Annotated in this window: 21 protein-coding genes; 5 read left to right on the forward strand and 16 right to left on the reverse strand. The window is 31.4% G+C overall.

Going from position 1 to position 25164, the window contains the following annotated elements; all coding sequences use genetic code 11:
- Positions 1–143 precede the first annotated feature (143 nt).
- From bsdtw1_RS22675 to bsdtw1_RS22685, 3 genes are all read right to left on the reverse strand, one after another.
- A complete protein-coding gene (locus bsdtw1_RS22675) occupies positions 144–2051 on the reverse strand; it encodes an ABC-F family ATP-binding cassette domain-containing protein (RefSeq protein ID WP_183279934.1) in 1908 nt (635 codons plus the stop codon).
- A 515-nt stretch (positions 2052–2566) separates the two neighbouring features.
- The gene (locus tag bsdtw1_RS22680; RefSeq protein ID WP_183279935.1) at positions 2567–3034 is read right to left on the reverse strand and encodes a DMT family transporter; all 468 of its coding nucleotides are present in this window, start codon (positions 3032–3034) and stop codon (positions 2567–2569) included.
- Between the two features lie 13 nt (positions 3035–3047).
- Entirely contained in the window at positions 3048–3473 is a 426-nt protein-coding gene (locus bsdtw1_RS22685) for a DMT family transporter (protein ID WP_183279936.1), read from the reverse strand.
- 395 nt (positions 3474–3868) lie between these two features.
- On the opposite strand from bsdtw1_RS22685, the gene bsdtw1_RS22690 reads away from it, so the two are divergent.
- From bsdtw1_RS22690 to bsdtw1_RS22700, 3 genes are all read left to right on the forward strand, one after another.
- Positions 3869–4474 carry a cyclic nucleotide-binding domain-containing protein gene (locus bsdtw1_RS22690; RefSeq protein ID WP_183279937.1) on the forward strand — a complete coding sequence of 202 codons (606 nt, stop codon included), beginning with the start codon at positions 3869–3871 and terminating at the stop codon, positions 4472–4474.
- 109 nt (positions 4475–4583) lie between these two features.
- Positions 4584–5450: a LysR family transcriptional regulator gene (locus bsdtw1_RS22695; protein WP_183279938.1), complete on the forward strand. Its 867-nt coding sequence runs from the start codon at positions 4584–4586 to the stop codon at positions 5448–5450.
- Between the two features lie 309 nt (positions 5451–5759).
- Complete coding sequence (locus bsdtw1_RS22700; RefSeq protein ID WP_183279939.1) at positions 5760–6698, forward strand: AEC family transporter; 939 nt, start codon at positions 5760–5762, stop codon at positions 6696–6698.
- A gap of 66 nt (positions 6699–6764) precedes the next feature.
- Here bsdtw1_RS22700 and deoD read toward each other — a convergent pair whose 3' ends face one another.
- From deoD to bsdtw1_RS22740, 8 genes are all read right to left on the reverse strand, one after another.
- Entirely contained in the window at positions 6765–7472 is a 708-nt protein-coding gene (gene deoD / locus bsdtw1_RS22705; protein ID WP_183279940.1) for a purine-nucleoside phosphorylase, read from the reverse strand.
- A gap of 196 nt (positions 7473–7668) precedes the next feature.
- Positions 7669–8874 carry an MFS transporter gene (locus tag bsdtw1_RS22710; protein WP_183279941.1) on the reverse strand — a complete coding sequence of 402 codons (1206 nt, stop codon included), beginning with the start codon at positions 8872–8874 and terminating at the stop codon, positions 7669–7671.
- 282 nt (positions 8875–9156) lie between these two features.
- Positions 9157–10461: a pyrimidine-nucleoside phosphorylase gene (locus bsdtw1_RS22715; protein WP_183279942.1), complete on the reverse strand. Its 1305-nt coding sequence runs from the start codon at positions 10459–10461 to the stop codon at positions 9157–9159.
- A gap of 99 nt (positions 10462–10560) precedes the next feature.
- A complete protein-coding gene (locus bsdtw1_RS22720; RefSeq protein ID WP_183279943.1) occupies positions 10561–11577 on the reverse strand; it encodes a LacI family DNA-binding transcriptional regulator in 1017 nt (338 codons plus the stop codon).
- A gap of 202 nt (positions 11578–11779) precedes the next feature.
- Positions 11780–12712 (reverse strand): ABC transporter permease, encoded by a 933-nt coding sequence (locus bsdtw1_RS22725; protein ID WP_183279944.1) that lies wholly within the window; start codon positions 12710–12712, stop codon positions 11780–11782.
- Complete coding sequence (locus bsdtw1_RS22730; RefSeq protein WP_244638092.1) at positions 12705–13808, reverse strand: ABC transporter permease; 1104 nt, start codon at positions 13806–13808, stop codon at positions 12705–12707. Before bsdtw1_RS22730 ends, bsdtw1_RS22725 begins: the two co-directional genes overlap by 8 nt.
- Entirely contained in the window at positions 13801–15342 is a 1542-nt protein-coding gene (locus bsdtw1_RS22735) for an ABC transporter ATP-binding protein (protein ID WP_183275945.1), read from the reverse strand. The genes bsdtw1_RS22730 and bsdtw1_RS22735 overlap by 8 nt, the downstream gene beginning before the upstream one ends.
- Positions 15343–16102: 760 nt before the next feature.
- Complete coding sequence (locus bsdtw1_RS22740) at positions 16103–16768, reverse strand: NAD(P)H-dependent oxidoreductase (protein ID WP_183279945.1); 666 nt, start codon at positions 16766–16768, stop codon at positions 16103–16105.
- 378 nt (positions 16769–17146) lie between these two features.
- On the opposite strand from bsdtw1_RS22740, the gene bsdtw1_RS22745 reads away from it, so the two are divergent.
- Positions 17147–17485 (forward strand): winged helix-turn-helix transcriptional regulator, encoded by a 339-nt coding sequence (locus tag bsdtw1_RS22745; RefSeq protein WP_183279946.1) that lies wholly within the window; start codon positions 17147–17149, stop codon positions 17483–17485.
- Positions 17486–17666: 181 nt separating this feature from the next.
- Here bsdtw1_RS22745 and helD read toward each other — a convergent pair whose 3' ends face one another.
- On the reverse strand, positions 17667–19916 hold the full coding sequence (helD, locus tag bsdtw1_RS22750) for an RNA polymerase recycling motor HelD (RefSeq protein ID WP_183279947.1): 2250 nt from the start codon (positions 19914–19916) through the stop codon (positions 17667–17669).
- A gap of 529 nt (positions 19917–20445) precedes the next feature.
- On the opposite strand from helD, the gene bsdtw1_RS22755 reads away from it, so the two are divergent.
- Positions 20446–21327, forward strand: a complete 882-nt coding sequence (locus bsdtw1_RS22755) for a radical SAM/SPASM domain-containing protein (protein ID WP_183279948.1) — start codon at positions 20446–20448, stop codon at positions 21325–21327.
- A 55-nt stretch (positions 21328–21382) separates the two neighbouring features.
- Here the strand turns inward: bsdtw1_RS22755 and bsdtw1_RS22760 are convergent, their stop codons facing one another.
- From bsdtw1_RS22760 to bsdtw1_RS22775, 4 genes are all read right to left on the reverse strand, one after another.
- Complete coding sequence (locus tag bsdtw1_RS22760) at positions 21383–21688, reverse strand: hypothetical protein (protein ID WP_183279949.1); 306 nt, start codon at positions 21686–21688, stop codon at positions 21383–21385.
- 339 nt (positions 21689–22027) lie between these two features.
- The gene (locus tag bsdtw1_RS22765; RefSeq protein WP_183279950.1) at positions 22028–23404 is read right to left on the reverse strand and encodes an amino acid permease; all 1377 of its coding nucleotides are present in this window, start codon (positions 23402–23404) and stop codon (positions 22028–22030) included.
- A gap of 396 nt (positions 23405–23800) precedes the next feature.
- Positions 23801–23953 (reverse strand): hypothetical protein, encoded by a 153-nt coding sequence (locus bsdtw1_RS22770; RefSeq protein ID WP_183279951.1) that lies wholly within the window; start codon positions 23951–23953, stop codon positions 23801–23803.
- A gap of 69 nt (positions 23954–24022) precedes the next feature.
- On the reverse strand, positions 24023–25099 hold the full coding sequence (locus bsdtw1_RS22775; protein ID WP_183279952.1) for a diguanylate cyclase: 1077 nt from the start codon (positions 25097–25099) through the stop codon (positions 24023–24025).
- Positions 25100–25164: the final 65 nt, after the last annotated feature.

The following is a 25164-nucleotide window of genomic DNA, read 5'->3' on the forward strand; positions in this document are numbered from 1 at the left end:
TTGTTATATTTTCATATGAAACTTTATGATTCACTGTGACTCCATTGACATCTTGTTAGTCCATTATTTTTAGCATCATATGCCAAATTAAAAGACTAGCAACAATGTGTATGTAAAACCACATTATTGCTAGTCTTTATATATTATTTACCTTCATTTATCTTCTCAGCAAGATCATTTAGATAAACCCATCTGTCCATCTTCTCTTCTAGAAGCTTTTCTGTTTCTTCCTTTTCTGCTATAAGTTCTTGAAGAAGAGAATAGTTTGTGCTAGCTGCATTTATCTTAGCTTCTAGTTCGCTTATCTTTTCTTCTATTCCTGCTATAATCTCATCTATTTCGTCATACTCTCTTTGCTCTTTAAATGAGAACTTTAATGCTCTTTCTTTTTTCTTACCTTGATTACTATCCACAGCTTCTGCTTTTTTATCAACAGTTTTCTTATTCTTTTCTTCTGAACTGTTGATATCTTTTTGTCTATTATCTTCTTTATAGTCAGTGTAGTTACCTGTGTACTGATCTACCTTCCCATTGCCTTCAAAGGAGAATATCTTAGTTGCCATTCTATCTAAGAAGTATCTATCATGGGATACTGATATAACTGCACCAGGGAATTCATCTAAGTAGTCTTCTAATATTGTAAGGGTCTCTATATCGAGGTCATTGGTAGGCTCATCTAATATAAGAACATTTGGTGCTTCCATTAAAACTCTAAGTAGATATAGTCTTCTCTTTTCTCCACCTGACAGTTTTGATATTGGAGTCCATTGATCTGCTGGTGGGAACTTAAATCTTTCAAGCATTTGTGATGCACTTAACTTATATCCTTCTTCATTGGATATAAATTCTGCACCTTCTCTTATATAATCTATAACTCTTAAAGAATCATCCATATGATAAGTTTCTTGAGAGAATGCACCTATCTTAACTGTTTCACCAACTTCAACATCTCCGCTATCTGGCTTAATCTTTCCACTTATTATATTTATTAAAGTGGATTTACCCATTCCGTTAGGTCCTATTATTCCTACTCTATCATCTCTAAGTAATATATAACTAAAGTCATCAATAAGCTTTCTATCACCAAAAGACTTACTTATGTTATTTACTTCTATTACTTTCTTTCCAAGACGAGTACTTGCTACGGATATCTCAACCTTAGAATTATCTATATCTATCTTTTGCTCACTTAGTTCTTCAAATCTATCTATTCTGGCCTTCTGCTTTGTACTTCTAGCCTTAGCCCCTCTTCTTATCCAAGCCAGTTCTTTTCTTAAAAGATTTTGTCTCTTCTTTTCGCTAGCAAGTTCCATCTCTTCACGTTCTACTTTTTTCTCTAGAAAATCACTATAGTTTCCTTTATAGGTATAAAGGTTACCCTTATCAAGTTCTATTATCTCATTGACAACTCTGTCTAGGAAATATCTATCATGAGTTATCATAAGCAGTGCACCTTTTCTTTTATTAAGGTATTGCTCAAGCCAATCTATAGTATCGTTGTCTAGATGGTTTGTAGGCTCATCTAATATCAATAGATCACAAGGACTTATAAGAACAGCAGCTAAGGCTATTCTCTTTCTTTGTCCTCCAGAAAGATTGCCTACCTTTGCATTAAAATCTGAAACCCCAAGTTTATTTAAGATAGCCTTTGCATCACTCTCTATACTCCAAGCGTTCATGCTATCCATCTGACTTGTAAGCTTCATTATCTCTTCGCCAGTGGCAGTATGACTTTCCATTGCTTTCTCGTATTGTCTTATAAGTTTCATTAAAGGAGTATCTCCTCTAAATACTTGCTCTAATACTGTTGACTCTGGATTAAAATCTGGACTTTGAGAAAGGTATTCTACTCTTACGGAGTTGCCCTTCACTACCTTTCCTTCATCAGGAACTTCTACTCCCGATACTACCTTTAAGAAAGTAGTTTTACCAGTACCATTTACACCAATGATACCAATCTTATCTCCTTCATTTATTCCAAAGCTTATATTATTAAAAAGTTTCTTTTCACTATAACTTTTTGATACGTTCTCTATGGTTAAAAGATTCATCTATTAATTCCTTTCTTTGTGAATGATCTTATTATATAGAGTTCCTAGCTCAACTATCAATTTATACATGCCCGAAAATCCCCAGAACTCGCTATTTTCGAACAAGTATAAATTAAGTTTCGACATAGGAACTCTTTAGAAGCTTCTCATCAAATTTTTAATGCAAAATTATTAAGAAGTACTCTCTGTTTATCTATAATACGTCAAGCAGTTCACACTATCTCTGATTATATCTTATGTGTATCTGCTTTTCAAATGGAATTACCTTGCAAGGCGCATAAATACTATATATTCATATAATTTTATAATTATATGATTAAATAAATATTTAAATATTTAAATATATAAATAGTTGTATAGTTATCTATTTACATAGTTGTATTGGAATCTATAAGAAAATAACTGATGTTGACTCGTGGAATATACTTTGTACTGTTTAGGTTTAATAAAAATAAAAGGCGAACCTGTTAAAGTTCGCCTATGATTATAAATACTTACTTCAATAGCTAACAAAACTATGCCTCTACCTCTTTACTACTAGCTACATTCTTATCCACATTAAAGTTATATATTACTCCTAAAATTATAAATAAAGCTCCAATAAACTTACCCATTGAAAACTTATGAAAACTAAAATAATCTATGACCATTCCCATTACAATTTGTCCTACAAAAATAAGCACCATAGAGTAGATAGCTGGAATCTTAGGAATAACTTTATTTGATAAAACTATTACTACAACTCCTAATAGTCCCCCAAGGTAAGCATATATAGGTATACTATTTATATTTATTTCTGTCATAGGTGCTGCTGTTCCAGTAGATCTTATTATTATATATAACAACAAAGAAAAAGAAAGTCCTGTTATATAATTTATAAGAGTTCCCTTAAGCCCACCTATCTTTTCTGCTAGCTTCCCATTTATTATCATTGAGAGAGTAACAAAGGCTCCCCCTAAAACTGTCAACAAAATATTTAACATCTAAAATCCCTCCCTAATATAAGGCCATCACTACTATTCCAAGAATTATAAAAGCAAAGCCTAGTAACTTCTTTTTTTCAAAGCTATACTTTTTCATTCCAAGAAGACCAAAATGATCTATAACCGTGGCAGCAGTAAGCTGACCAACCATTCCTAAAGATATTGAAAGTGATGCTCCAACTTTAGAAAAGGTCAGATTGTTTATCAGAACCACCATTACCCCAATTAATCCTGCACTTAACAGATATAACGGTACCTTATGAAGATCCATAGAAAACTTTTCTTTCTTAACTACCATAACAATTATTACACTTATAAGTCCTACTAAATGAATTACTACTAAAGAAAGATTATTTCCCACACTAGCCTGAAGTTCACTATTAAAACTAATCATTATAGTTATGATAAAACCTATAATGACGGTAAATAACTTATACATATTTTTATTTGTCCCCCTAAAATTATTTTACTGATATCCGATATTAACTATTATCATGTTGGTTTTACTTTTAATATTATTTAGAAATTAAGTTGTTATGCAATCTAAACTTATCGGTTATCCATAACTTAAGATATCAAAATAAAAGAGTTTATCATATGACATATGTCACTTTTCTATTTTTTTATTTATAGTTATTGTCTATAATATAGTTATAAAGACGAAATACTTCACTCCAAAATCTATTTTCTAACGAAGTAGTACATATTAGATACTTTTATTTACACACCATGGAGGTGTTCTATATAATTAAAATTAATAACAGGTCAACTATCGAAGGTTTTAAGGAGCTTCATAATATAGATTCATATTTTAGCAGTGACATGACCACACATATGGAAATACACATCTTTGAAAAAGGTGAACTTGTATATAGATCAAATGAGGAAATTGAATATTTCTATTTCCTAGTTAAAGGCAAATGCAAGGTTTATACCTTACTTCAAAATGGTAAGTCACTTCTTTTAAGATTCTACAATCCTCTAATGGTCATGGGTGATCTAGAGTTTATAAGTGAAAGCACTGCTAATTGCAATGTGGAAGCGGTACACAGTTGTACTTTTATAGGCATTCCACTGGGTGTTATAAGAAAATATGCTAAAGATGATGCCATATTTTTGAGGCATATATGTAAAACCCTATCAGAGAAGCTTGCTACGTCTGCAGTATCTAATTCTATAAATCTTCTTTATCCTTTAGAGAATAGGCTTGCAAGTTATATGCTTGCCATATCTAGTGAAGAAGATCTTTCAACTAGTTTAAAAGGCATAGTAGCTGAACGTTTTACTGAAATTGCTGAACTTTTAGGCACAAGCTACAGGCACTTGCTTAGGATAATAAACAAATTATGTGACCAGAAAATTATAGCTAGAGATGGGAATTCTCTAATCATATTAGATTATGAAAGGCTAGAAAATTTAGCTGGGGACTTATATCAATAGCTTTAAAGCATATAAATGTAAGCTTCACATAACAACTTACATGCATTTACTTAGTAATAAAGTTAAAACATATAAACGTTAACCTTAAATCAGAAAGGAATACATATACATGGATTTTAAGCAACTTACTTACTTTCTTGAAATTGTTAAGCAAGGTAATATAACTAAAGCCTCTAAAAAGCTTCATATCGCTCAGCCTCATCTAAGTCAGCAGCTAAAAATGCTTGAAGATGAGCTTGGGGTTAAATTGATAGAAAGAAGTACTAGAAAGTTTCAAATAACTAGCGCAGGACAAATACTTCAAAATCGCTGTGAGCAGATGATTGAACTAATGGATACTACCCTTAAAGAAATAAAGGATATTAAGGATGGTCTTAATGGAACTTTATCTATTGGAACAATTTCTTCTGAAGGAGATACTCTGCTACTTAATAAGATAATGAATTTTTATGACAAATACCCAGGTATAACTTTCGATATAAGAGAAGGAAATACTAAAGAAATATTAAAGCTTCTTACTGATGGTTTTATAGAGATAGGAATAATACGTACTCCAGTAAATTCTGAAGGCTTTGAATCAATATATTTAGAAAGCGCTCCAATGGTTGCCGCAACTAAAGGCAATATATATTGGGATGAAAAGACTAAGCAGATTCCAATAACGGAACTTGCTAACAAACCACTTCTTGTAAATAGAAGGTTTGAGAAAAACATATTAGAAGCTTGCGAAAATGCTGGTTTTGATCCAAATATCTTCTGTAAGATAGAAGATACACGATCACTTTTAACCTGGGCTAATAAAGGCATGGGAGTAGCTATTTTGCCTAAGGATTGGGTAGGTTTGCTTAAAAACTCTAATTTAGTATTTAAAGATATAGATGAACCATCTCTAATTACAAAGACGGGGATCATATGGATGAAAGATAAGTATCTATCAGCTCCAGCAAAACGCTTTTTAGAGATATTTGAAATTTAAGTAGTATTAACTTTTAATATTATATTCCAATCAAGGCGCCGCACTAGAAATACTATATTAGTAAGCATTTATAATTGAATGCCTATCTGGTAAGCTCATCAAAGTATTAGATAGAGTGGCACCTTATTTTCAATGCATAAATTAGATAAAAGAATAAAAAAGGCGCACATTACTTAACAACCATTTAAATTTATACTTATTTATGTATGAATTCAATAATTATTAAGTATTTTTATTATCTATTTTATTCTGTTATAATAACCCCAGAAGATATATTTTCCAAAAACATATAATTTTCGGGGGCTAATTATGATTTTTTTTAATGCGTTACAAAGCATTCTAAGTATAGTAATAATGATAATTATAGGATATTTATTAACTTCAAAGGGTTGGCTAAACGAAGAAGCTTCAAAAATATTCTCTAAGCTGGTATGCAATATAGCTTTACCATGCCTTATGCTTGTTGATCTTATGAATAATTTTAGTAAAGATAAATTGATCCATTTAGGAAGTGGACTTATCATTCCCTTCGTATCTATGGCAGCTGGATACTTTATAGCAATTCTAGTTTCTAAAACATTAAAAATAGATGATAAAAGCGCAGGTACTTTCCGTTCTATGTTTTTTGTTTCTAGTTCGATTTTTGTAGGACTACCTGTAAATCTAGCTCTTTTCGGAGAATCAAGTGTTCCTTATGTGTTACTTTACTATATAGCAAATACTACATTCTTTTGGACTTTAGGAGTTTATGATATAAGTAAGGATGGAACAATCGGTAAATGCAGTAAGATATTTTCTAGTGCAACCTTAAAAAGATTAATTTCCCCTCCACTTATGGGCTTCATATTAGCTCTAATTTTAATAATGCTAAATATCACTCCACCAAGATTTGTAATGGATACGTGCAAATATGTAGGTGGACTTACCACTCCATTATCTATGCTATTTATAGGAATAACTATGCATTCTGTAGATTTCAAGGAAGTAAAGATAAACAAAGATATGATTGCATTATTTATAGGAAGATTTTTAGTATCTCCACTACTTGTATTTCTACTATGCTTATACTTCCCTATACCTCCACTTATGAAAAACGTATTTATAATTCAAGCTGCAATGCCCGTTATGACAAATACCGCAATAGTTGCAAAAAGCTTTGGAGCCAATCATAAATACGCTAGTCTTATGACTGTTACAACCACTTTGTTAAGCATACTCTTTATCCCTTTTTATATGATTTTATTGTAATATAATTATATAAATAAAAAAGTTACCACAAACCATTCATAGGCTTATGGTAACTTTTAATTTATATTATAGTGAATGTACTGTATCAAGTGCTACTTCAATCATATTTGTAAAAGTTGTTTGTCTTTCTTCTGCTGAAGTTATTTCATCATATATGAAATGATCACTTACTGTTAGTAATGCTAATGCATCAACACCATGCTTTGCTGCTAAAGTATAAAGTGCAGCAGCTTCCATTTCTACTCCTAAACAGCCGAACTTAGCCCATATCTTCCACTCTTCAGTAGTATCTCCATAGAAAGTATCTGAACTAAATACATTACCAACCTTAGGATCGAAGCCTTTTTCCACTGCAAAGTCATAAGCCTTTCTTAATAACTTAAAGCTAGCTGTTGGTGCAAAATCTCTTCCATTAAATCTAATTTTGTTTATATTTGAATCTGTTGATGCAGCCATAGCTATTATAAGATCTCTTACTTTTACAGATTCTTGATATCCACCACAAGTACCTACTCTTATAAGATTCTTAACCCCATAACTTTGTATAAGTTCACTTACATAAATTGATATTGATGGTATACCCATTCCTGTACCTTGAACCGAAACTCTTTTTCCTTTATAAGTTCCTGTAAATCCATACATTCCTCTTACTTCGTTATAACAGATAACGTCCTCAAGAAAGTTTTCAGCAATAAATTTTGCTCTTAGCGGATCCCCCGGTAATAATATACTTTCAGCTATTTGTCCTTCTTTCGCATTTATATGAATGCTCATCTCCATACCTCCATTGAGTACCTTATAAGTACTTATATTTATTTTAATTTTATTTTTATCTTTTTAAATTTTATATCTTTTTAAGAAAAGTTTTCAAAATAATATTATCGCAAATATTTTATAACTAATTGTCTCAACAAAAATTATAGCCCAAATTGGAATAGTATTCTATATAATACACCTATGGTTCTACTATTTAATTCTTTTCACTCCAAAACTTCTTATTCTGATTTTGCATAATTACTACTATTACTGATATTATTACTACTAAAACAGCCATCATCATATATAGATTATTGAATATCTTTATATAGTTATATCCCAAAGCTTTATATTTATCTATATAATTTCCCCAGAAGAAAGACAGGGCAAATCCACCTGCAAATCTTACTGCAGTATAGAAAGATATCTTTTGTGAAGCATTTGTAACTACAGTCTTTGATATATATATATTTAAAGTTGAGAATCCTATTCCAACTATCAAGCATATTGATGATAGGGCTAAAATCGATAAAGGTAATGAAACATGTAGTGATAGTATAATTGAGCAAACCATAAAAACTCCAATTAAGGTGTTTCTTATAGCGCTAAACGAGAAATATCTAAGTAGCACCATTGGAGACATAGCCCCTGTAGCTATTAGTATCTGCTCAATTGATATAACTAATCCAGTAGAATTTGAAGCATTAAAGGACTCCATATAATAAGATAAATAAACCTGAGAGGCTGCAAAGGTTATCTGAGTCATGAATATCATGAAAAGCAAGCTTATATAATCAAATTTATTCTCTTTTATTTCTAATAATTTATTATTTGCCTGATGATCTTCTTCAATGCTTACTTCACTTATTGAAGAAAATACAAATATCCAAGTTAAAGCACCAATAACTATAGGAATAAGTAAAAAAGTCTTAGGTGAGTCTAGGAAGTATCCAGCTACAACCGCAGCAACTAGTCCGCCAATAGCTGATCCTATTTCCACTAAACTTGAACCTAACTTTCCATCTTTCTCTTCCTTCATAACTATTTTATTCATAGAAAGTAATATAGGAAAAAATGATGCTTCCGCTAATGCCTCTATCAACCTTCCTCCACAAAACATAAAGTAACTTACATTATTCAGAGCTATTATTTCTACTGAAATTCCTATTATCCAAACTACTATAAATAATAACAGTGACTTTTTTGCACCAATCTTATTCATTACTTTTCCTGCCACAGCAGGGAATAATATCATACTAAGATACCCTATATTAGGTAGCCAGGCAATACTTGATACACTTACACCAAAGATATTTTGAAGGCTTTGGAACATAGGAAGAAACATAACCACTCCAAAAACAACTAAAAATGCTACAAAAAAATCTATTATAAAAAAGTTTCTTTTATTATTTAAAACCATCATTTTCTCCTCATTTATAGATGCCTACTTAAAATAGAATTTATATTATAAACCCCTTTTATTTCTATTTATAATAATTAAATGATTATAAATAGCTTTTCCATAAGTGCAGTGCATCTTTCATTAAATAGTCTAGTGCCAATAATCAATTATACGCCATAAGGAAGCGCTTACACACTTGTTATAAAAAGTCACTGAAGCGACCTTCTTCAGTGAGCTTTTTTTACGTATTTTAATCATTAACTTAGATTTAATTTACAACTGTTATATCTATATTTAAGCTTATCTTATTACATCATATATAAGAGGAATATTGTCTTCATATGTCTCTGATATCTTGTAATTACTTACTATTCCGGCAGCAGCTTTTTCTATTTTAGCTTCATCATCTGCATGTATATAAGCTAAAACATCTCCTTTAGCTACTTTATCGCCTCTTTTTTTATTTAAAACTATACCTACAGCTAAATCTATGCTATCTTCTTTAGTAGCTCTTCCAGCTCCTAGTTCCATAGCCACAAGACCTATATTTTCTGAGTTTATCTTTGATACATAGCCTTCTATATCACTCTTTACTTCATAAACAAATTTAGCCTTTGCAAGTAATTCTGGGTTTGTAACCTGCTCAGCGTTTCCACCTTGTGCAGCAACAAACTCCTTAAGCTTTTGAATAGCTGAACCATCTTCTATAGTCTTTAAAAGCATAGCCTTTGCTTCTTCAACATTTTCAGCTTTACCAGCTAATACAACCATATTGCTACCTAAAGCTAAACATAATTCTAATAAATCCTTAGGTCCTTTACCACTTAGAGTGTCTAAAGCTTCTTTTACTTCAAGAGCATTTCCTATAGCAAGCCCTAAAGGTTGATCCATATCAGAGATTACAGCAACTGTGTTTCTTCCAACATTTTTACCTATGCTAACCATTGCTTCTGCAAGTTTTTTAGCATCCTCATAAGACTTCATGAATGCACCGTCTCCAACCTTAACGTCTAGAACGATAGCATCTGCACCTGCTGCAATTTTCTTACTCATTATGCTAGAAGATATTAATGATATATTATCAACAGTACCTGTAACATCTCTAAGTGCATATAATTTTTTATCAGCTGGAGCTAAATCAGCAGTCTGACCCATTATAGCAATCTTTTTCGTATTTACATTTTCTATAAATTTCTCTTCTGTTATTTCTACTGAAAATCCATCAAAGGATTCTAATTTATCTATAGTTCCTCCAGTGTGTCCAAGTCCTCTACCAGACATCTTAGCTACCGGAATACCTAGGGCAGCTACCATAGGTGTAAGCACTAAAGTAGTTGTATCTCCTACACCACCAGTACTATGCTTATCTACTTTAACTCCATCTATTTTTGATAAATCAAGAATATCTCCTGAATGCACCATAGCCATTGTAAGGTCTGCAGTTTCTCTCATATTCATCTTTTGAAAATATATAGCCATTAAAAGTGATGAAACCTGATAGTCTGGAATACTTCCTTTTGTATATCCATCAACAAAATAATTTATTTCCTCAGTCGAAAGCTCTTCGCCATTTCTTTTCTTTATTATCAAATCATACATTCTCATATAAAAACTCTCCCTTATCAAAAAATCACTATTTTTTATTATTAAGTAATTATTTTTAGCTATCAAGCTTTATAAGGTTATATACATAGAACTTGATAACTACACTTTCTTTTCTGATCCCTTTATTATAACTGTTGGAGATATTGTTAATCTCTTCTTTTCCGAAATATCTTTATTATCTATTACTTCTTTGAGCATATACATAGCTGATTTTCCAAGTTCTTCAGGACAATCTTCCATATATGTTATATTTATTCCAACCATATCTAAGAATTCAAGCTTATCAAACCCTACTATAGCTAGATCATTTGGTATTTTTTTATTCTCATCAAAAGTTGCTTTAACTGCTCCCATAGTCATCATATTGCTGCATACAACTAAAGCTGTAGGACCATCTTCCATATTTAATACATTCTTAGTTATGTCATATCCTGTGCTAAGCTTAAAGTCACCTTTAAAAATATATTCTTCTCTAATTGGAATATTGTTCATTGCCAATGCTTTTTTATAGCCCATAAGTCTATCCATTGCAGGTTCTGAACTTAAAAGCCCTGTTATTATGCCTACTTTTTTATGCCCTTCTTTTATAAGAAGATTTGTAGCATCAAAACCACCTTTTATATTATCAACAAAAACACCATTAAAACTTGTATACTTAACATCTGCTACAACAAATATTATCGGTATGTTTAAGTTCTCTAGGGTGTTAACATAATTACTATTAAATTCATTTTCACCGAACATTGGAGACATGATTACACCTTTCAATCTATGCTCCTTTATTACAGTTAATGCCTTAAGTTCTTTCTCAAGATTGTCATCAGTGTTAAAAAGTACAATATTTAGATCTGAGGCTTCAGCCACTTCACTAATACCTTTTATAAGTTCTCCAAAGTAAGAGTTTGTTATATCTGGTACTATCACTCCAATAGTATTAGTCTCATTTTTAGACAAACTTCTTGCTATTGCACTAGGAGTATAGTTCATCTCTTTTATTGTTTCTAATACCTTATTTCTTGTTTCTTCCTTAACGTATCCTGAGTTATTTAAAACCCTCGAAACTGTTGCTAGAGAAACTCCTGATTTTTTTGCAATATCACTAATTGTAGTGCCCATATATTATCCCCCTCACTTTTAACTGAAAAGACTGCATGGTTATTATACTATAAAGCGACAGCATTTTATATGGATTTATGCAGTTTATTAATCAAAGTTTACAAAAAAACGCATATTTATAAATTTAGTTGAGGATGCTTAAAAATAATTGTTTTAAACATCCTTAACTTTTATAGCTTTGTTTAAATTGTATTAAACTTAATTATCTTTGTCCCTTTTCGTAAGGTACACCGTCAGCTGCTGGAGCTTGTGTCTTACCTACAAATCCTGCTAAAGCTATCATTGTGATTACATAAGGGAATACTGAGTATATTTCTGTTGGAAGATTAAGTCCAAGTAGCTGTGATTTTAATTGGAAAGCATCTGCAAAACTAAATAGTAAACATGCAAATAGTGTTCCTTTTGGCTTCCAGTTACCGAAGATAACAGCCGCTAGAGCTATAAATCCTCTTCCTGATACCATTCCATCTCTATATAGTGGCGTACTTCCAAGTGATAATGCTGCTCCACCAAGACCTGCAAGCATTCCTGATAATACAACACAGATATATCTTACTTTATATACATTTATTCCTAGAGTATCTGCTGCCTTTGGATGTTCTCCAACGGCTCTTATTCTAAGTCCCCACGGAGTTTTGTATAGTACAAAGTGTGCTATTATTACTGCAACTATTGCTGCATATACAAACCAGTTTAAGTCTCCTACAAGTTTACCGAGCACCGGCATATCTCTTAATGCTTTTGGTATATTGTATGCTAAACCATTAACACCATCCGTTTGTCCGCCTTTTCCGAAAAGCTTAAAGATAAGAAAGGCTGCTAAGGCTTGAGCAAAAAGGTTTATCGCTGTACCTGATATAACTTGATCTGCCTTTAGGTTTATACTTAAGAAAGCATGAATTAATGCTATAAGTCCACCTGCTATTAAAGCAAAAATGATTCCTACCATCGCGCTTCCTGTAAGGAAGGACCCATATACTCCAAAGAAGGCTCCCATGATCATCATACCTTCAAGACCTATGTTTACAACTCCAGATCTTTCTGAAAATACTCCGCCAAGACCTGCGAATATTAAAGGAGTTGCAAGAGCTAAGGTTGAAGATAAAAGTTCCATGATTATATTTATACTAGCCATTGATCAATACCTCCTTCTTCTTCTTCTTTTCTGCAAAGTATTTAACGATGTAGTCTGTTGCTACAAAGATTATTATTATTGATTGTATAAGATATACTATTTCTTTAGGTATACCATTTAACTGTAATACTTTTGAACTACTGTTTAGAGCTCCAAAAAGTACAGCTGCAAATATACATCCTATCGGATGGCTTTTCGCAAGAAGAGCTACTGCCATACCACTGAAACCGTAACCTGGAAGTGTACTAAAATCATCAGTATAGTACTTACCGCCAGCTAAGTGAACTGCTCCACCAAGACCTGCTATAGCTCCTGATATAACCATTGCAAGTATTATGTTTTTTGATATATTTATTCCACCGTATTCTGCTCCCTGTGGATTTAAACCAACAGCTCTAAGCTCATAACCTGTGGTAGTTTTCCATAAAAGCCATGTAACAAATATTGCTACTGCTATTCCTATAAACACACCATAGTTTGCTTGATAGTTTGACACGAATCTACCAATTCTAGCACTTTCTTTTATAAGTGGTGATGCTGACTTTCCTTGAACTCCAAAAGATGTTCTAAGAATTATAAAGTTTGCAGCATACATTGCTATATAGTTCATCATGATTGAGTTTATAACTTCGTTTGTTCCCATCTTTGCTTTAAGATATCCTGGTACTGCTGCCCATAGACCACCAGCTGCTATACCTGCTATCAAAACCAATGGAAGATGTATAATTGCAGGAAGTCCTGGTATAACTCCAACTAAAGCTGCTGCTACCATACCTACTACAAACTGACCTTCTCCACCTATGTTAAATAATCCGGTCTTAAATGCTACCGCATTTGCTACACCGGTAAATATAAGTGGTGTCAAGTAGAATATAGTATTAAATAAGTTCATTTCGCTACCAAAGGAACCTTTCCATATGGTGCTAAAAAGATCTTCTAGCGCTTTAAAGTAATCTAATATGGAGTATCCCTTAGCCCAGATTACGAAAAACACTGAAATGAATATAGAAAATATTATTGCCGCTAAAGGGAACAATATTGGTTTTACTATCTGTAGCGCTTTATTTTCTTTACCCTTCGCTGTAGTTTTACTCAAGATCCTTCACCTCTTTCTCATCATCCTTAAGACTACCACCAGCCATAAGTATTCCAAGTTTTAGCTCTGTAGCATCTTTTCTATCTACTATATCTAAGATTTGTCCATCATACATTACTGCTATTCTATCAGATAAAGACATTATTTCGTCCAGTTCTAGTGAAACTAAAAGAACTGCTTTACCACTGTCTCTTTCCTGTATTATTCTCTTATGAATGTATTCTATAGCTCCAACATCAAGACCTCTTGTTGGTTGACATACTATTAGAAGTTCTGGATCTTTTGATATTTCTCTTGCAACTATAAGCTTTTGTTGATTTCCCCCTGATAAAGCTGATGCTGAAACTTCATCATTTGGAGTTCTTACGTCAAACTCTTCTATAAGCTTATTGCAATGTTTTCTAACTTCGCTATAGTTTAATACGATACCTTTGCTAAAAGGTTTATTTCTATGAATACCTAAGATTGAGTTTTCAAATAATGAATATTTAAGTATTAATCCTCTTTTGTGCCTGTCTTCAGGAACATGTCCGACACCAGACTCCATAACTATTTTAGGTGCCTTGTTAAATATGTCTTTGCCGTTTATAGTTACTTTTCCACTAACAGCTTTTCTAAGACCAGTTAAAGCTTCTATAAACTCTGACTGCCCGTTTCCATCTACTCCGGCTATACCAACTACTTCACCTGCATGTACTGTAAGATCAAGATTCTTAACTACAGGAAGTTTTCTATGATCATTAGCATTTAAGTTTTCTATCTTAAGGATTTCACGGCCTACTTTTGCTTCAGCCTTCTGTACTACAAGATTAACTTTTCTACCTACCATTAGCTCCGCTAATTGGTCGATATTAGTATCTTTAGTATTTACAGTTCCAGTAACCTTACCTCTTCTTATTATGGTTACTCTGTCACTCATCTTCATAACTTCTTTAAGCTTATGAGTGATAAGAATTACTGACTTGCCCTGTGACTTTAAGTTATCTATAATAACTCCAAGCTCATCTATTTCTTGAGGAGTTAGAACCGCTGTAGGTTCGTCAAGTATTAATATATCTGCTCCTCTATATAAAGCCTTTAGTATTTCTACCTTTTGCTGTTTACCCACTGTGATGTCTTCAATTACTTCATTTGGATCTATGTTGAAACCATACTTTTTAGCAATAGCCTTAACATCCTCTATCGCTTTCTTCATGTCTACCTTCAAACCTTTTTTAGGTTCAATTCCTAGAACTATATTTTCTGCAACTGTAAAATTATGAACAAGCATAAAATGTTGATGCACCATACCAATTCCAAGCTTTATAGCATCGTTAGGGTTTGTTATCTTAGCTAGCTGCCCGTTAACATATATTTCACCCTTCTCTTGTTGGTACAACCCATATAGTATGTTCATTAAAGTGGTTTTTCCCGCTCCATTTTCACCTAGCAAAACGTGGGTTTCACTTTTGTTAAGATCAAAATTAACATCATCGTTAGCTATGGTTCCTGGGAATATTTTTGTGATGCCCTTCATTTCTACCACTTTTGTCATGACTAATACCTCCTAATCAAAACTTTTTTCTCTTAAATTAATATTGATATGAGACTACCTATGTTTTAATTTCCAACCACAGACCCCTCAAGAGTTTAAAAAGATGTTTAATTATTTAACTTGTTCATCTTTACGCCATATAAATATATAAGATTTCTACATTATTAAAAACCTAAATGTATAACAATAAGAAATTCTTATATCATTAGGCTTAGGCATCTTAAATATTATCTATTATGTAAGTATAGTTAAATATGTTATCGCTTACATATTTATATTAATATACAAAAACTCTACCGTCAATTACATTTTTGTGGCATTTGTAAACAATTTCAATATGTAACACCTATAATTCTACATCTATCGACAAAACACTCTCGTGAAATTTATTCTAACATATTTTTTTCAACTAATAAAGTAACTTTATCATGTTAACTAGAGGAAATCTTAGCAAAAAAACTAAATAGATGAAAGTTATCATTCCATATGAAAAAATCATTTAATTCTAATAGCTTGCTCATATAGCATCTCCTGTATAACCATTTAATTTCAACAAGATAATTTAACCGATTATTTATCTAAAATAACTTATATATGATAAAGCGCTTTCAAAGTAATAAATCAGCAAATAAAATGAGCTTTATTAGGTACATTGGCTAAAAAGCCCTACAATTTTCTAAACAAAAATAAAGTTATTATCCTAAGAGAACAAAACTTCTCTTAGGATAATAACTTTCGCAACATATTGATCTTTATTTCTCTATATCCAAGTTACTATTTTATCTATGCTTTGTCTTGTCTTAGGTCTTGGATCGGCTTTTCTATATCCGAAGGCTACCATATATGATACTGTAAAACTTCCTTCTTCTAACAAACCTCTGCTATTTAACACCTCTTCAACCTTATCCTTATTAAAACCTTCTATAGGGCAAGAATCTATTCCAATTTGTGCAGCTGCCGTCATCATATTTCCCATGGCTATATAAGTCTGCTTTGAAGCCCAATCATTAAGCGCTGTCTCGTTTGCAAATAACTTAAAATCATTCTCTTGGAAATCTTTTAGTCTTTCTCTCATTCCTTCTGCAACTTCAGCAGGAAGTTTCTTAACTTGCTCCATAAAGTCTGAGATATATTTTGAATCATACTTCATATCTTTATCTGTTCTCGAAAGAGCAACTACAAAATGGCTTGCTGTTGGAAGTTGTCTTTGGGCCCCCCATGAAACTTTTCTTAATTCTTCTCTAAATCCAGGGTTTTGAACAACAATGAATTTCCAAGGTTCAAAACCAAAAGAGCTAGGAGATAGTCTTGCAGTCTCTAATATAAACTCAAAATCTTCTTCAGATATTTTCTTGCTATCATCAAACTCCTTGCATGCATGTCTAAAATCATATGCTTCTATTATTTTTTTCTTTACTGAATCCATTATATTATTCCACCTTTCAAAATACATCTTGGATGTACCACTTCACAATAAAATTTATATTTTCAGATTGAATTGATACATATATATTAAGGGCTTACTCTCTATCTAAAAATTGTTTTCATTACTTTCTCGAGCTCTTAAGAAAGTTGTAAGACTATTAGTTTAATCACAAATTTATACATATAAAAATCACTTGTAAACTCTTAGATCTTGCCTTCAGAAAACTGATATATAAAAGAGTATTTCCAACCTATGAGTAAATTATATTACACCTTAATCATATATTGAAGAATGCACATTTTTAATATATAATATACAATAATATACCTAGGTATAAAATTTATACTTAGTATCAAAAGTAACGTAAAGAGGTGTCTTATGAATACAGAAGAAACTTTACCTATTGACCCACCTTGTACTTCAACCAAGTGTGCAGTAGAGGCTACTTTAAATATCATAGGGGGAAAGTGGAAGGGAGTCATCTTATATAGACTCTTATACGGAAAGAAAAGATTTAATGAGCTAAGGCGAGATATGCCAAACATAACTCACAGGATGCTTACACTACAGCTTCGTGAACTCGAAAGCGATGGACTTGTAAAAAGAACTGTGTATGCTGAAGTACCTCCAAAAGTTGAGTACGAATTAACTGAGTTAGGCTTAACCATAAAACCTATAATTAAAGAACTGTACAACTGGGGAAAGACTTATTTGTAAAAATTAGCATAAGACATACTATATTTAAATCAAATTAGATTATAAGTTTTACAAGTTCTATACATTAAAAAGGCTACCTTATAACTTAATATATAATTATAAGGTAACCTTAATTTCAATATAGCACTTAAGCTTAGTTTAATTTTAGGATAAGTTTGAGAATATTGCTCAAATTAGGTGTTTAAGCAGGAACTGCTATATGAGCGAGCAGTTTAGTTCTTTCGCCTACATGGTAAATCTTTAGATAATGAAGCGGCCTTGTCATCGCCACATATAAAAGTTTTATATCTAAATCACTATCGGAATACATGTCTTCTGATGCATTGCAGATTATTACCATATCAAATTCAAGGCCTTTTACTAAATAGGTCGGTATTATCACTATTCCTCCATTAAAGTCACTTTCTCCCCCTGTAACCATTGACGTATCTATATTTATACTATCTAGCTTTTTCTTGAGCTTTTTGCACTCCTCTAAATTCTTGCAGATAAGAGCTAATGACTTATATCCTTTTTCCTTCCATAATTCTATATCACCTTTTATACTTAAGGACAGGTCATCAACACTACTTACCTTATCAATTTTTATTGGTTCGCCATGCCTTATAACAGGTTTAGCTAAAGGAAGCTGTTTACCCTTTAGGTTCTTAATTACTTCAGTAGCACCACTCATTATCTCAACAGTTGTTCTATAACTTTGCTCTAAAGTAAGCATCTCAGCTTCCCCACCAAATATGCTTTTATTCACATATTCCCAATCAGTTGTTCCTCTATAACTATAAATACCTTGGCATACATCTCCAAGTATAGTCATTGAACTAGAACCAATCACTTCTTTTAACACTAAAAACTGAAACACACTAAAGTCCTGCGCTTCATCTATAACTACATGCCTTAGATTTAACTTTTCTTCTAACCCATAAACTTTTAACTTTATATACATAAGCGGCGCCAAATCTTCTATTTCTATGCTCTTACTATCTACAGAAAGAATAGTTTGCTCTGATAGTTTTGCTATAAGACCTTCAGGCTTCCACTCTTTCAGCATCCTCATGAATTCTTTATAATATTCACTTACACTAAGCGGATTTATTTTTTCAAAGTAATCTCTAACTAAGCTACTCATTTTGGTTTTTGCTCTTTTTAAAACAAGATCTCTTTCATTTGCTATCTCAATTATCTTTGCTCTTCTTTCAGCACAGTCATTCATTTCTCTTCTTAACTTATTTATTCTCCAATCATAATCTCTTTCAATAGTTTCAAGTATATCTTTTTTATTTAACTTTAATTTGTTAGAAAGATGTTTTCTTATTTCAATTATCCTCTTTTCAAATGGTAGATGATTATAGCTGCTTACAAAAAGTGATTTAATATCCCTATAAGGATATATAATAGTATCATGAATCTTAAAATCTACTTTTGGAATGTATTTTGATTCAACAAACTTCAAAAACTTATCTAACATCAGTTTGTAATCAATAGATGATTTGAAGGCACTTATCTTATTAACTTTAATATCTCCTTCAATTATATCTTTCAGTTTTTCAGAAGGTTCTTTTATATCAAATTTTTCTCCGATAATCTCTAATGCAAAGTCTTCAAATGTATTTTGCCGTACACTGTGAACGCCAAGTTCGGGAAGTACATCTGAAATGTAGCTAAGAAAAAACCTATTTGGTGCTATTATCATAAAGCCATCTGAAGATACTGTATTTTCATAATTATATAAAAGGTATGCTATCCTATGAAGTGCTATTGTAGTTTTTCCTCCACCTGCGGCTCCTTGTACTAATAAAGGTTTCCACATGTTAGCTCTAATAACTCTATTTTGTTCTTCTTGTATTGTGGATACAATGTCCTTTAGTCTATTATCTTTTAAAGAATTTAAACTTGCTTGTAGGAATTCATCATTTGTAGTTATGTCTATATCGTATATCTCCTGAATCTTTGACTTTTCAATACTGTATTGCCGCTTTAAACTTATGTCACCTTTTATATTCCCATCCTCACAATCATAGTTGGCTTCACCTAGTCTCCCCTCATAGTAAAGAGTTGCCACTGGCGATCTCCAATCTATTATAATCATTTCGTTAGTCTCATCATCAAGCAGAGAAGTTTTTCCTATATAAAGTTGCTGAGACTTATCTTTACTTTGTTCTTTAAAATCTACTCTTGCAAAGTACGGTTTTTCTATGCTGCTTGCTAAACCTTTAGTTTTAAATTCTAAATTCTTCTGAAGCACATAATTTATAGATAATTCGTTGAACTGCTCTGCATTATCTGAGTTATAGTGAGATAAACCATATTCAACCTCTGTATCAACTTTGTTTTTATGTGCTAATACTTTTTCATTATAGTTTTTAAGATACTTTAGAGTTAATTCTAGTCTTTGTATTTCCTTTTCATAATCAGGATGCTCTGTCCCTGCCATTCAACTCACTCCTTAAATTTTATTTGTGCCACATTGTTTAAAGATGTACTAAACTGAGATAGATAATATTTTATAGTAAATAAATAAAAATATAAAACACTAATTACCATTATATTACACTCCCTAATACCATCTCTAATACTCAATTTACTTCAAACTATGTTTTTTCTAACTTTTTCTTCATTTCTCTTGACAACATCTAATTTTTTGTTTATAGTATAAGTATAAATTAGGAAAATATATTAACGTGGTGTATTTATACCTAAAATAATTTGTCAAATTTTGTCAACTGCTAGAGATTATATTTCTCTAGTTTTTTTATTTTATATGGCTTTTTAACGATATACTATAAATACACAACTTCAATCCTTAAGTTCCAAATAAATATTTTGATGATTCTGCGAATCTTTATTTGGATAAATTCCAATATGCAGTATTTTATCTATACTTTAATGTTAAATCTATTTTTAGAACTCGTTATTTTGGAATATACATAAAGTCCTCACTCAATTACATAGGAGAATACATAATGAAAAAATTTAAGAAAATATATATTGAAATTACTAATGTGTGCAATCTATCTTGTGAATTTTGTCCACAGACAAAAAGAAAATCAGAAACTATTACTGTGGATAAATTTAGCGAAGTTCTGGATAAAATCCAAGGGCATGGTGAACACATATATCTTCACGTAAAAGGTGAACCCTTACTTCATCCTCAGTTAGAACAATTGTTAGATGTTAGTTATTCAAAAGGATTTAAAGTTAATATAACTACCAATGGAACTTTGATTAATAAAGTAAGAGAAAAGATAATTGGCAAACCTGCATTAAGACAAATTAACTTTTCATTGCATAGTTTTGATGGGAATGAAACTACTAACGACAAATATTCTTATGTAAATAATATATTAGATTTCACGAAGGAAGCGTTAGAGAAGTCAAGCCTAACTGTATCCTTAAGACTGTGGAATCTCACTGAAGATAATACTATAAATCTAAAGAATAAAAGAAATAATTATATATTAGAAATGATAGAAGACTTTTTTTCATTAGACTACAAGATAGAGGAAAAAGTCATTCCTGCTAGAGGCATAAAAATTAGAGAAAGAGTTTATCTAAATCAAGGCTCTGAGTTTAAATGGCCAGATACAAAGCTTGAAGACGAAGATACTGTTGGTTTTTGCCATGGTCTTAGAAATCAGATAGCAATATTAGTTGATGGCACTGTAGTTCCTTGTTGCTTAGATGGTGAAGGTGTAATAAATCTCGGAAACATATATGCTGCAAATTCTCTAAACGATATAGTAGAAAGTAACCGTGCATTAAATATATTTAATGGTTTTTCTAATAGACAAGTAAAAGAAGAACTTTGTAGAAAGTGCGATTATAGAAGACGCTTTAGTAAATAGTTAAAGAGCATTCAGTTTTATTTAAGGATAAAACTAGATGCTCTTTATTTTTATCTCATTTGTTTTTCATACTAAATAACATTTTAAATTCTCTAATCAAAGAATATATGGATACCACTATGATTAATATTATGCCAAATAGTTTTGATACTCTGTATAGGAAAGTCGATATTATAATAGCCATTCCTATAAGAGCAGGAGGTATAGCAATTTCACTTATAAATTTATCTTTTTCCTCTATATCTTCTGAAGTCACATTATCATTTATCTTTGAAAAACTTTTGTTCCCCATTCCAACTAGATAACTTAGTAAAAGTAGTACAAATCCTACTGCGATTAGAATATATTCATATCCCTCCATCTACACTCCTCCAGCAACATTGATAAATAAAACTGTATTATTATAACTTAATTTAGGAACAATCTGTCATGGTCAAACCTACGGCTATATATATATCCTCCCTGAAACCTGAATCATATTTTATTATATGTTTATTACGGAACGAATATATATTGATCACAATTATATTAATTTATAAAATAAGTGAATGAAACTACCTTTCTTCGCAAGCTTTTTTATCACATCTGCCTTTCCGAATGAATATAAGGAAAACTTGAAAGTTTTACAATTTCTTATACAGCAAAAAAAACAGCTACTGAGTTCAATCAATGATCCCATTAGCTGCTTCTATATTATATATTATTCATTTTGTAATAAACTATGTTTTCTTCCATAAGTAAAGTAAACTATAAGCCCTATTACAAGCCAAACTGCAAAGCCGATCCAAGTTTTAGCTTGTAGTCTTGAAAGAAGATATAGACAGCATATGACAGTTATTATTGGTGTAAACGGAACACCTGGACATCTAAATATTCTGTTAAAGTTAGGCATTCTCTTTCTAAGAACTATTACACTTAAAGACACCACTATAAATCCTAATAGAGTTCCTATGCTTAAAAACTGAACTATTATATCAAGAGGAAGTAATCCAGCAATAACAGCAGCAACAGCACCTGTTATTATAGTCGATAAATAAGGTGTTTTGTGAACTGGATGAACCTTTGAGAATAATTTTGGTAAAAGTCCATCTCTAGACATAACCATGAAAACTCTTACTTGACCATAAAGCACTGCTAAAAGTGTAGAAATCATCCCTATTATTGCGCCAGTTCCAACTAATGCTGATCCCCAGTTAATTCCTACTCTAGCTAAAGCTCCTGGTACTGCATTTTCAGAAATTATTTCTTTAAAAGGAACCATTCCTGTAAGCACAGCTGCTACTGAGATATAAAGTATACTTACCACTACAAGACACATTATTAATCCTAAAGGTATATCTCGTCTTGGATTTTCTGCTTCTTCTGCTGCAGTTGAAATAGCATCAAACCCTATGTATGAGAAGAAAATAGTAGCTGTGCCCGCAAATATCCCCTTTAGTCCATAAGGATTAAAAGGTTTATAGTTAGCTACATTTATATGTGTAACTCCTAGTCCAACAAATAGTATTATTATACATATCTTAATTCCAACCATTATGTTGTTTACTTTTGCACTTTCTTGCATTCCATAACACAAAAGTATTGTTATTAAAATGATTATAAGTACAGCAGGTAAGTCTATTATTCCACCTTTGCTTGGTGAAGCAGCTAAAGCTTTAGGTATATTTATCCCTAAGTTAGCTAATATTCCTTGGAAGGTTCCTGACCATCCTGAAGCAACGGCACTACAAGCAACTAGATATTCAGCAGTTAAACACCACCCTATAATCATAGCTACTATTTCCCCAAAGGTAATATATGCATAAGAATATGTACTACCTGCTACTGGAAACATTGTTGCAAGCTCTGAATAGCTAAGTCCACATAAACATGCTACTACTGCAGCTATAATGAATGATATAATTACCGCAGGTCCCGCAAGATGTGCACCTTCTCCGGTAGCTACAAATATACCAACTCCTACAACAGCACCAATTCCTAATGCAGCTATATCTTTAGCCTTTAGGTTCTTTTTAAGACCAGTCTTTACTACGCCTTCAAGCATCTGCTCTGCTGTCTTTCTCTTGAAAATATTCATTAAAATCCTCCTTAATAGGCCCCAAAACAAATAATTTATTAATAAATAATAACATTTACTGAAAATATGTCATCTCGTTAATATATTATATAGTAAATTATAAACTTTTCAAATTATATTCCTTTTATTTAACAAGGTTTTTATTATATATCATCATTTTTCGCTAATTTCCCCTAAATTTCTTATATAAATTAGAAAATAGTTAATTTTATATGTTTTTTAGTATAAATAACCAATATTTATCTGTTTCAATTTAACAGTTTATTATTTAAATAGCATTTTAATTTGTTATTTTTAATAAAATGTTAAATTAATCACATATAAGTAATTGTCAATTTACTAATCTATAAAATAATAATAAAATCCGCTTTAGCGGATTTTTTTGAAACTTATTGATTAAAATTTCTTAGCCATTATTATTGCTTCTGCGAAAGGTTCATCTATATTTTTTATTTCTTTTAGATGTCCTTGAAATATCTCCACTGGGTTTTTAGTTGGTTTTGACTCATCAATATTGTGGTTACTATGATTTATATTTTTATCCTTCATAATAAAATTCTCCTTTTCTAAAGAATATTTCTTTATATCAACTTCTTTTATTTGAACCTACTAAGCAATCTATACATGGGATACCTTATTTTTACCAGTTTTTTTAGATTGATATAGAGCTTCATCTGCTAATTCGTATAGTCTTTTTATATCCTTTGTACTCTCTGGAAAACTAGCGAGCCCTATAGATACAGTCACATATATTTGATGCTCATTTGATAGAATAAAACTATGATTCTCTATATTGGTTCTTATCTTTTCAGCTATTTTTATTGCATTATCCTTACCACAATCAAGAAGTATAGCCGTAAATTCTTCTCCTCCATTCCTCGATATAACGTCAAAGGACCTACTGCTATCCTTTAGTATGATAGCCACCTCTTTTAAAACTATATCTCCGTTATTATGTCCATATGTATCATTAACGCTTTTAAAATTATCTATATCTATTACTAGTAAAGAAAGCCTCTCATCTTTATCTACGGCATTTACTGCAAGTAGTTTTAATGTTTTATTAAACTGTCTTACATTGTTAACTCCTGTTAGGAAATCTTGAGATGACTCCTTTACTAATCTTATATATAACTTGTTTAATGTAAAGCAATATTCTAAATAGCTAAAGGTTATTACTGACACAACAATAGATGCTATTATATAAACACTTAAGATAAACTTAAAATCTTCCCTATAAGAATACTTTATTATTAGTACTATGCTTGAGGCTATGGTATTGAATAAAGTACAGTAAACCCACTTTTGCCAAGTTCTAAGTCTATTACTCGCTATAAACCAACAGCCGATGCCAATAATTATAGTTAATATTACACCGTATATTGCTATAGTATTAATCCCAAAATACACTATTCTAAAAACAGCAGTCATAATACTACATAAATATATTGATACACCTCCACCATATATAGCAGAAATCATTACAGCTATATTTCTAAAGTCTATGACTGAACCATCATATATGATGAAACCAAAATACATTAATGCAATAGACAGAAGACCTGTAACAAACCCAAAAGTTAGTTGATGAGTATAAGGATTGGACTTTAAATGATCATGCCCCTTTCGTAATTGTGTGCCTAAGCTTATGGCACTTATCAGTATTGAAAGGTTTATAATTAATTCTCTGATCACATAAAAACCTCCTCTCACTCTTAAGTAACCGATCGTAGCATTTATAAAAGTTTTATTTTATTATT

The organism is Clostridium fungisolvens (assembly GCF_014193895.1).
GTDB lineage: Bacteria > Bacillota > Clostridia > Clostridiales > Clostridiaceae > Clostridium_AR > Clostridium_AR fungisolvens.

Coding starts and splice junctions, on each gene's coding strand:
- bsdtw1_RS22760 (WP_183279949.1), bottom strand. CDS start 21,688: ATGGAGGGATATGAATATATTCTAATCGCAGTAGGATTTGTACTACTT.
- bsdtw1_RS22720 (WP_183279943.1), bottom strand. CDS start 11,577: ATGGGCACTACAATTAGTGATATTGCAAAAAAATCAGGAGTTTCTCTA.
- bsdtw1_RS22740 (WP_183279945.1), bottom strand. CDS start 16,768: ATGGATTCAGTAAAGAAAAAAATAATAGAAGCATATGATTTTAGACAT.
- bsdtw1_RS22710 (WP_183279941.1), bottom strand. CDS start 8,874: ATGGTTTTAAATAATAAAAGAAACTTTTTTATAATAGATTTTTTTGTA.
- deoD (WP_183279940.1), bottom strand. CDS start 7,472: ATGAGCATTCATATAAATGCGAAAGAAGGACAAATAGCTGAAAGTATA.
- bsdtw1_RS22735 (WP_183275945.1), bottom strand. CDS start 15,342: ATGACAAAAGTGGTAGAAATGAAGGGCATCACAAAAATATTCCCAGGA.
- helD (WP_183279947.1), bottom strand. CDS start 19,916: ATGGCAGGGACAGAGCATCCTGATTATGAAAAGGAAATACAAAGACTA.
- bsdtw1_RS22685 (WP_183279936.1), bottom strand. CDS start 3,473: ATGTATAAGTTATTTACCGTCATTATAGGTTTTATCATAACTATAATG.
- bsdtw1_RS22700 (WP_183279939.1), top strand. CDS start 5,760: ATGATTTTTTTTAATGCGTTACAAAGCATTCTAAGTATAGTAATAATG.
- bsdtw1_RS22725 (WP_183279944.1), bottom strand. CDS start 12,712: ATGGCTAGTATAAATATAATCATGGAACTTTTATCTTCAACCTTAGCT.
- bsdtw1_RS22715 (WP_183279942.1), bottom strand. CDS start 10,461: ATGAGAATGTATGATTTGATAATAAAGAAAAGAAATGGCGAAGAGCTT.
- bsdtw1_RS22770 (WP_183279951.1), bottom strand. CDS start 23,953: ATGAAGGATAAAAATATAAATCATAGTAACCACAATATTGATGAGTCA.
- bsdtw1_RS22755 (WP_183279948.1), top strand. CDS start 20,446: ATGAAAAAATTTAAGAAAATATATATTGAAATTACTAATGTGTGCAAT.
- bsdtw1_RS22680 (WP_183279935.1), bottom strand. CDS start 3,034: ATGTTAAATATTTTGTTGACAGTTTTAGGGGGAGCCTTTGTTACTCTC.
- bsdtw1_RS22765 (WP_183279950.1), bottom strand. CDS start 23,404: ATGAATATTTTCAAGAGAAAGACAGCAGAGCAGATGCTTGAAGGCGTA.
- bsdtw1_RS22695 (WP_183279938.1), top strand. CDS start 4,584: ATGGATTTTAAGCAACTTACTTACTTTCTTGAAATTGTTAAGCAAGGT.
- bsdtw1_RS22675 (WP_183279934.1), bottom strand. CDS start 2,051: ATGAATCTTTTAACCATAGAGAACGTATCAAAAAGTTATAGTGAAAAG.
- bsdtw1_RS22690 (WP_183279937.1), top strand. CDS start 3,869: ATGGAAATACACATCTTTGAAAAAGGTGAACTTGTATATAGATCAAAT.
- bsdtw1_RS22745 (WP_183279946.1), top strand. CDS start 17,147: ATGAATACAGAAGAAACTTTACCTATTGACCCACCTTGTACTTCAACC.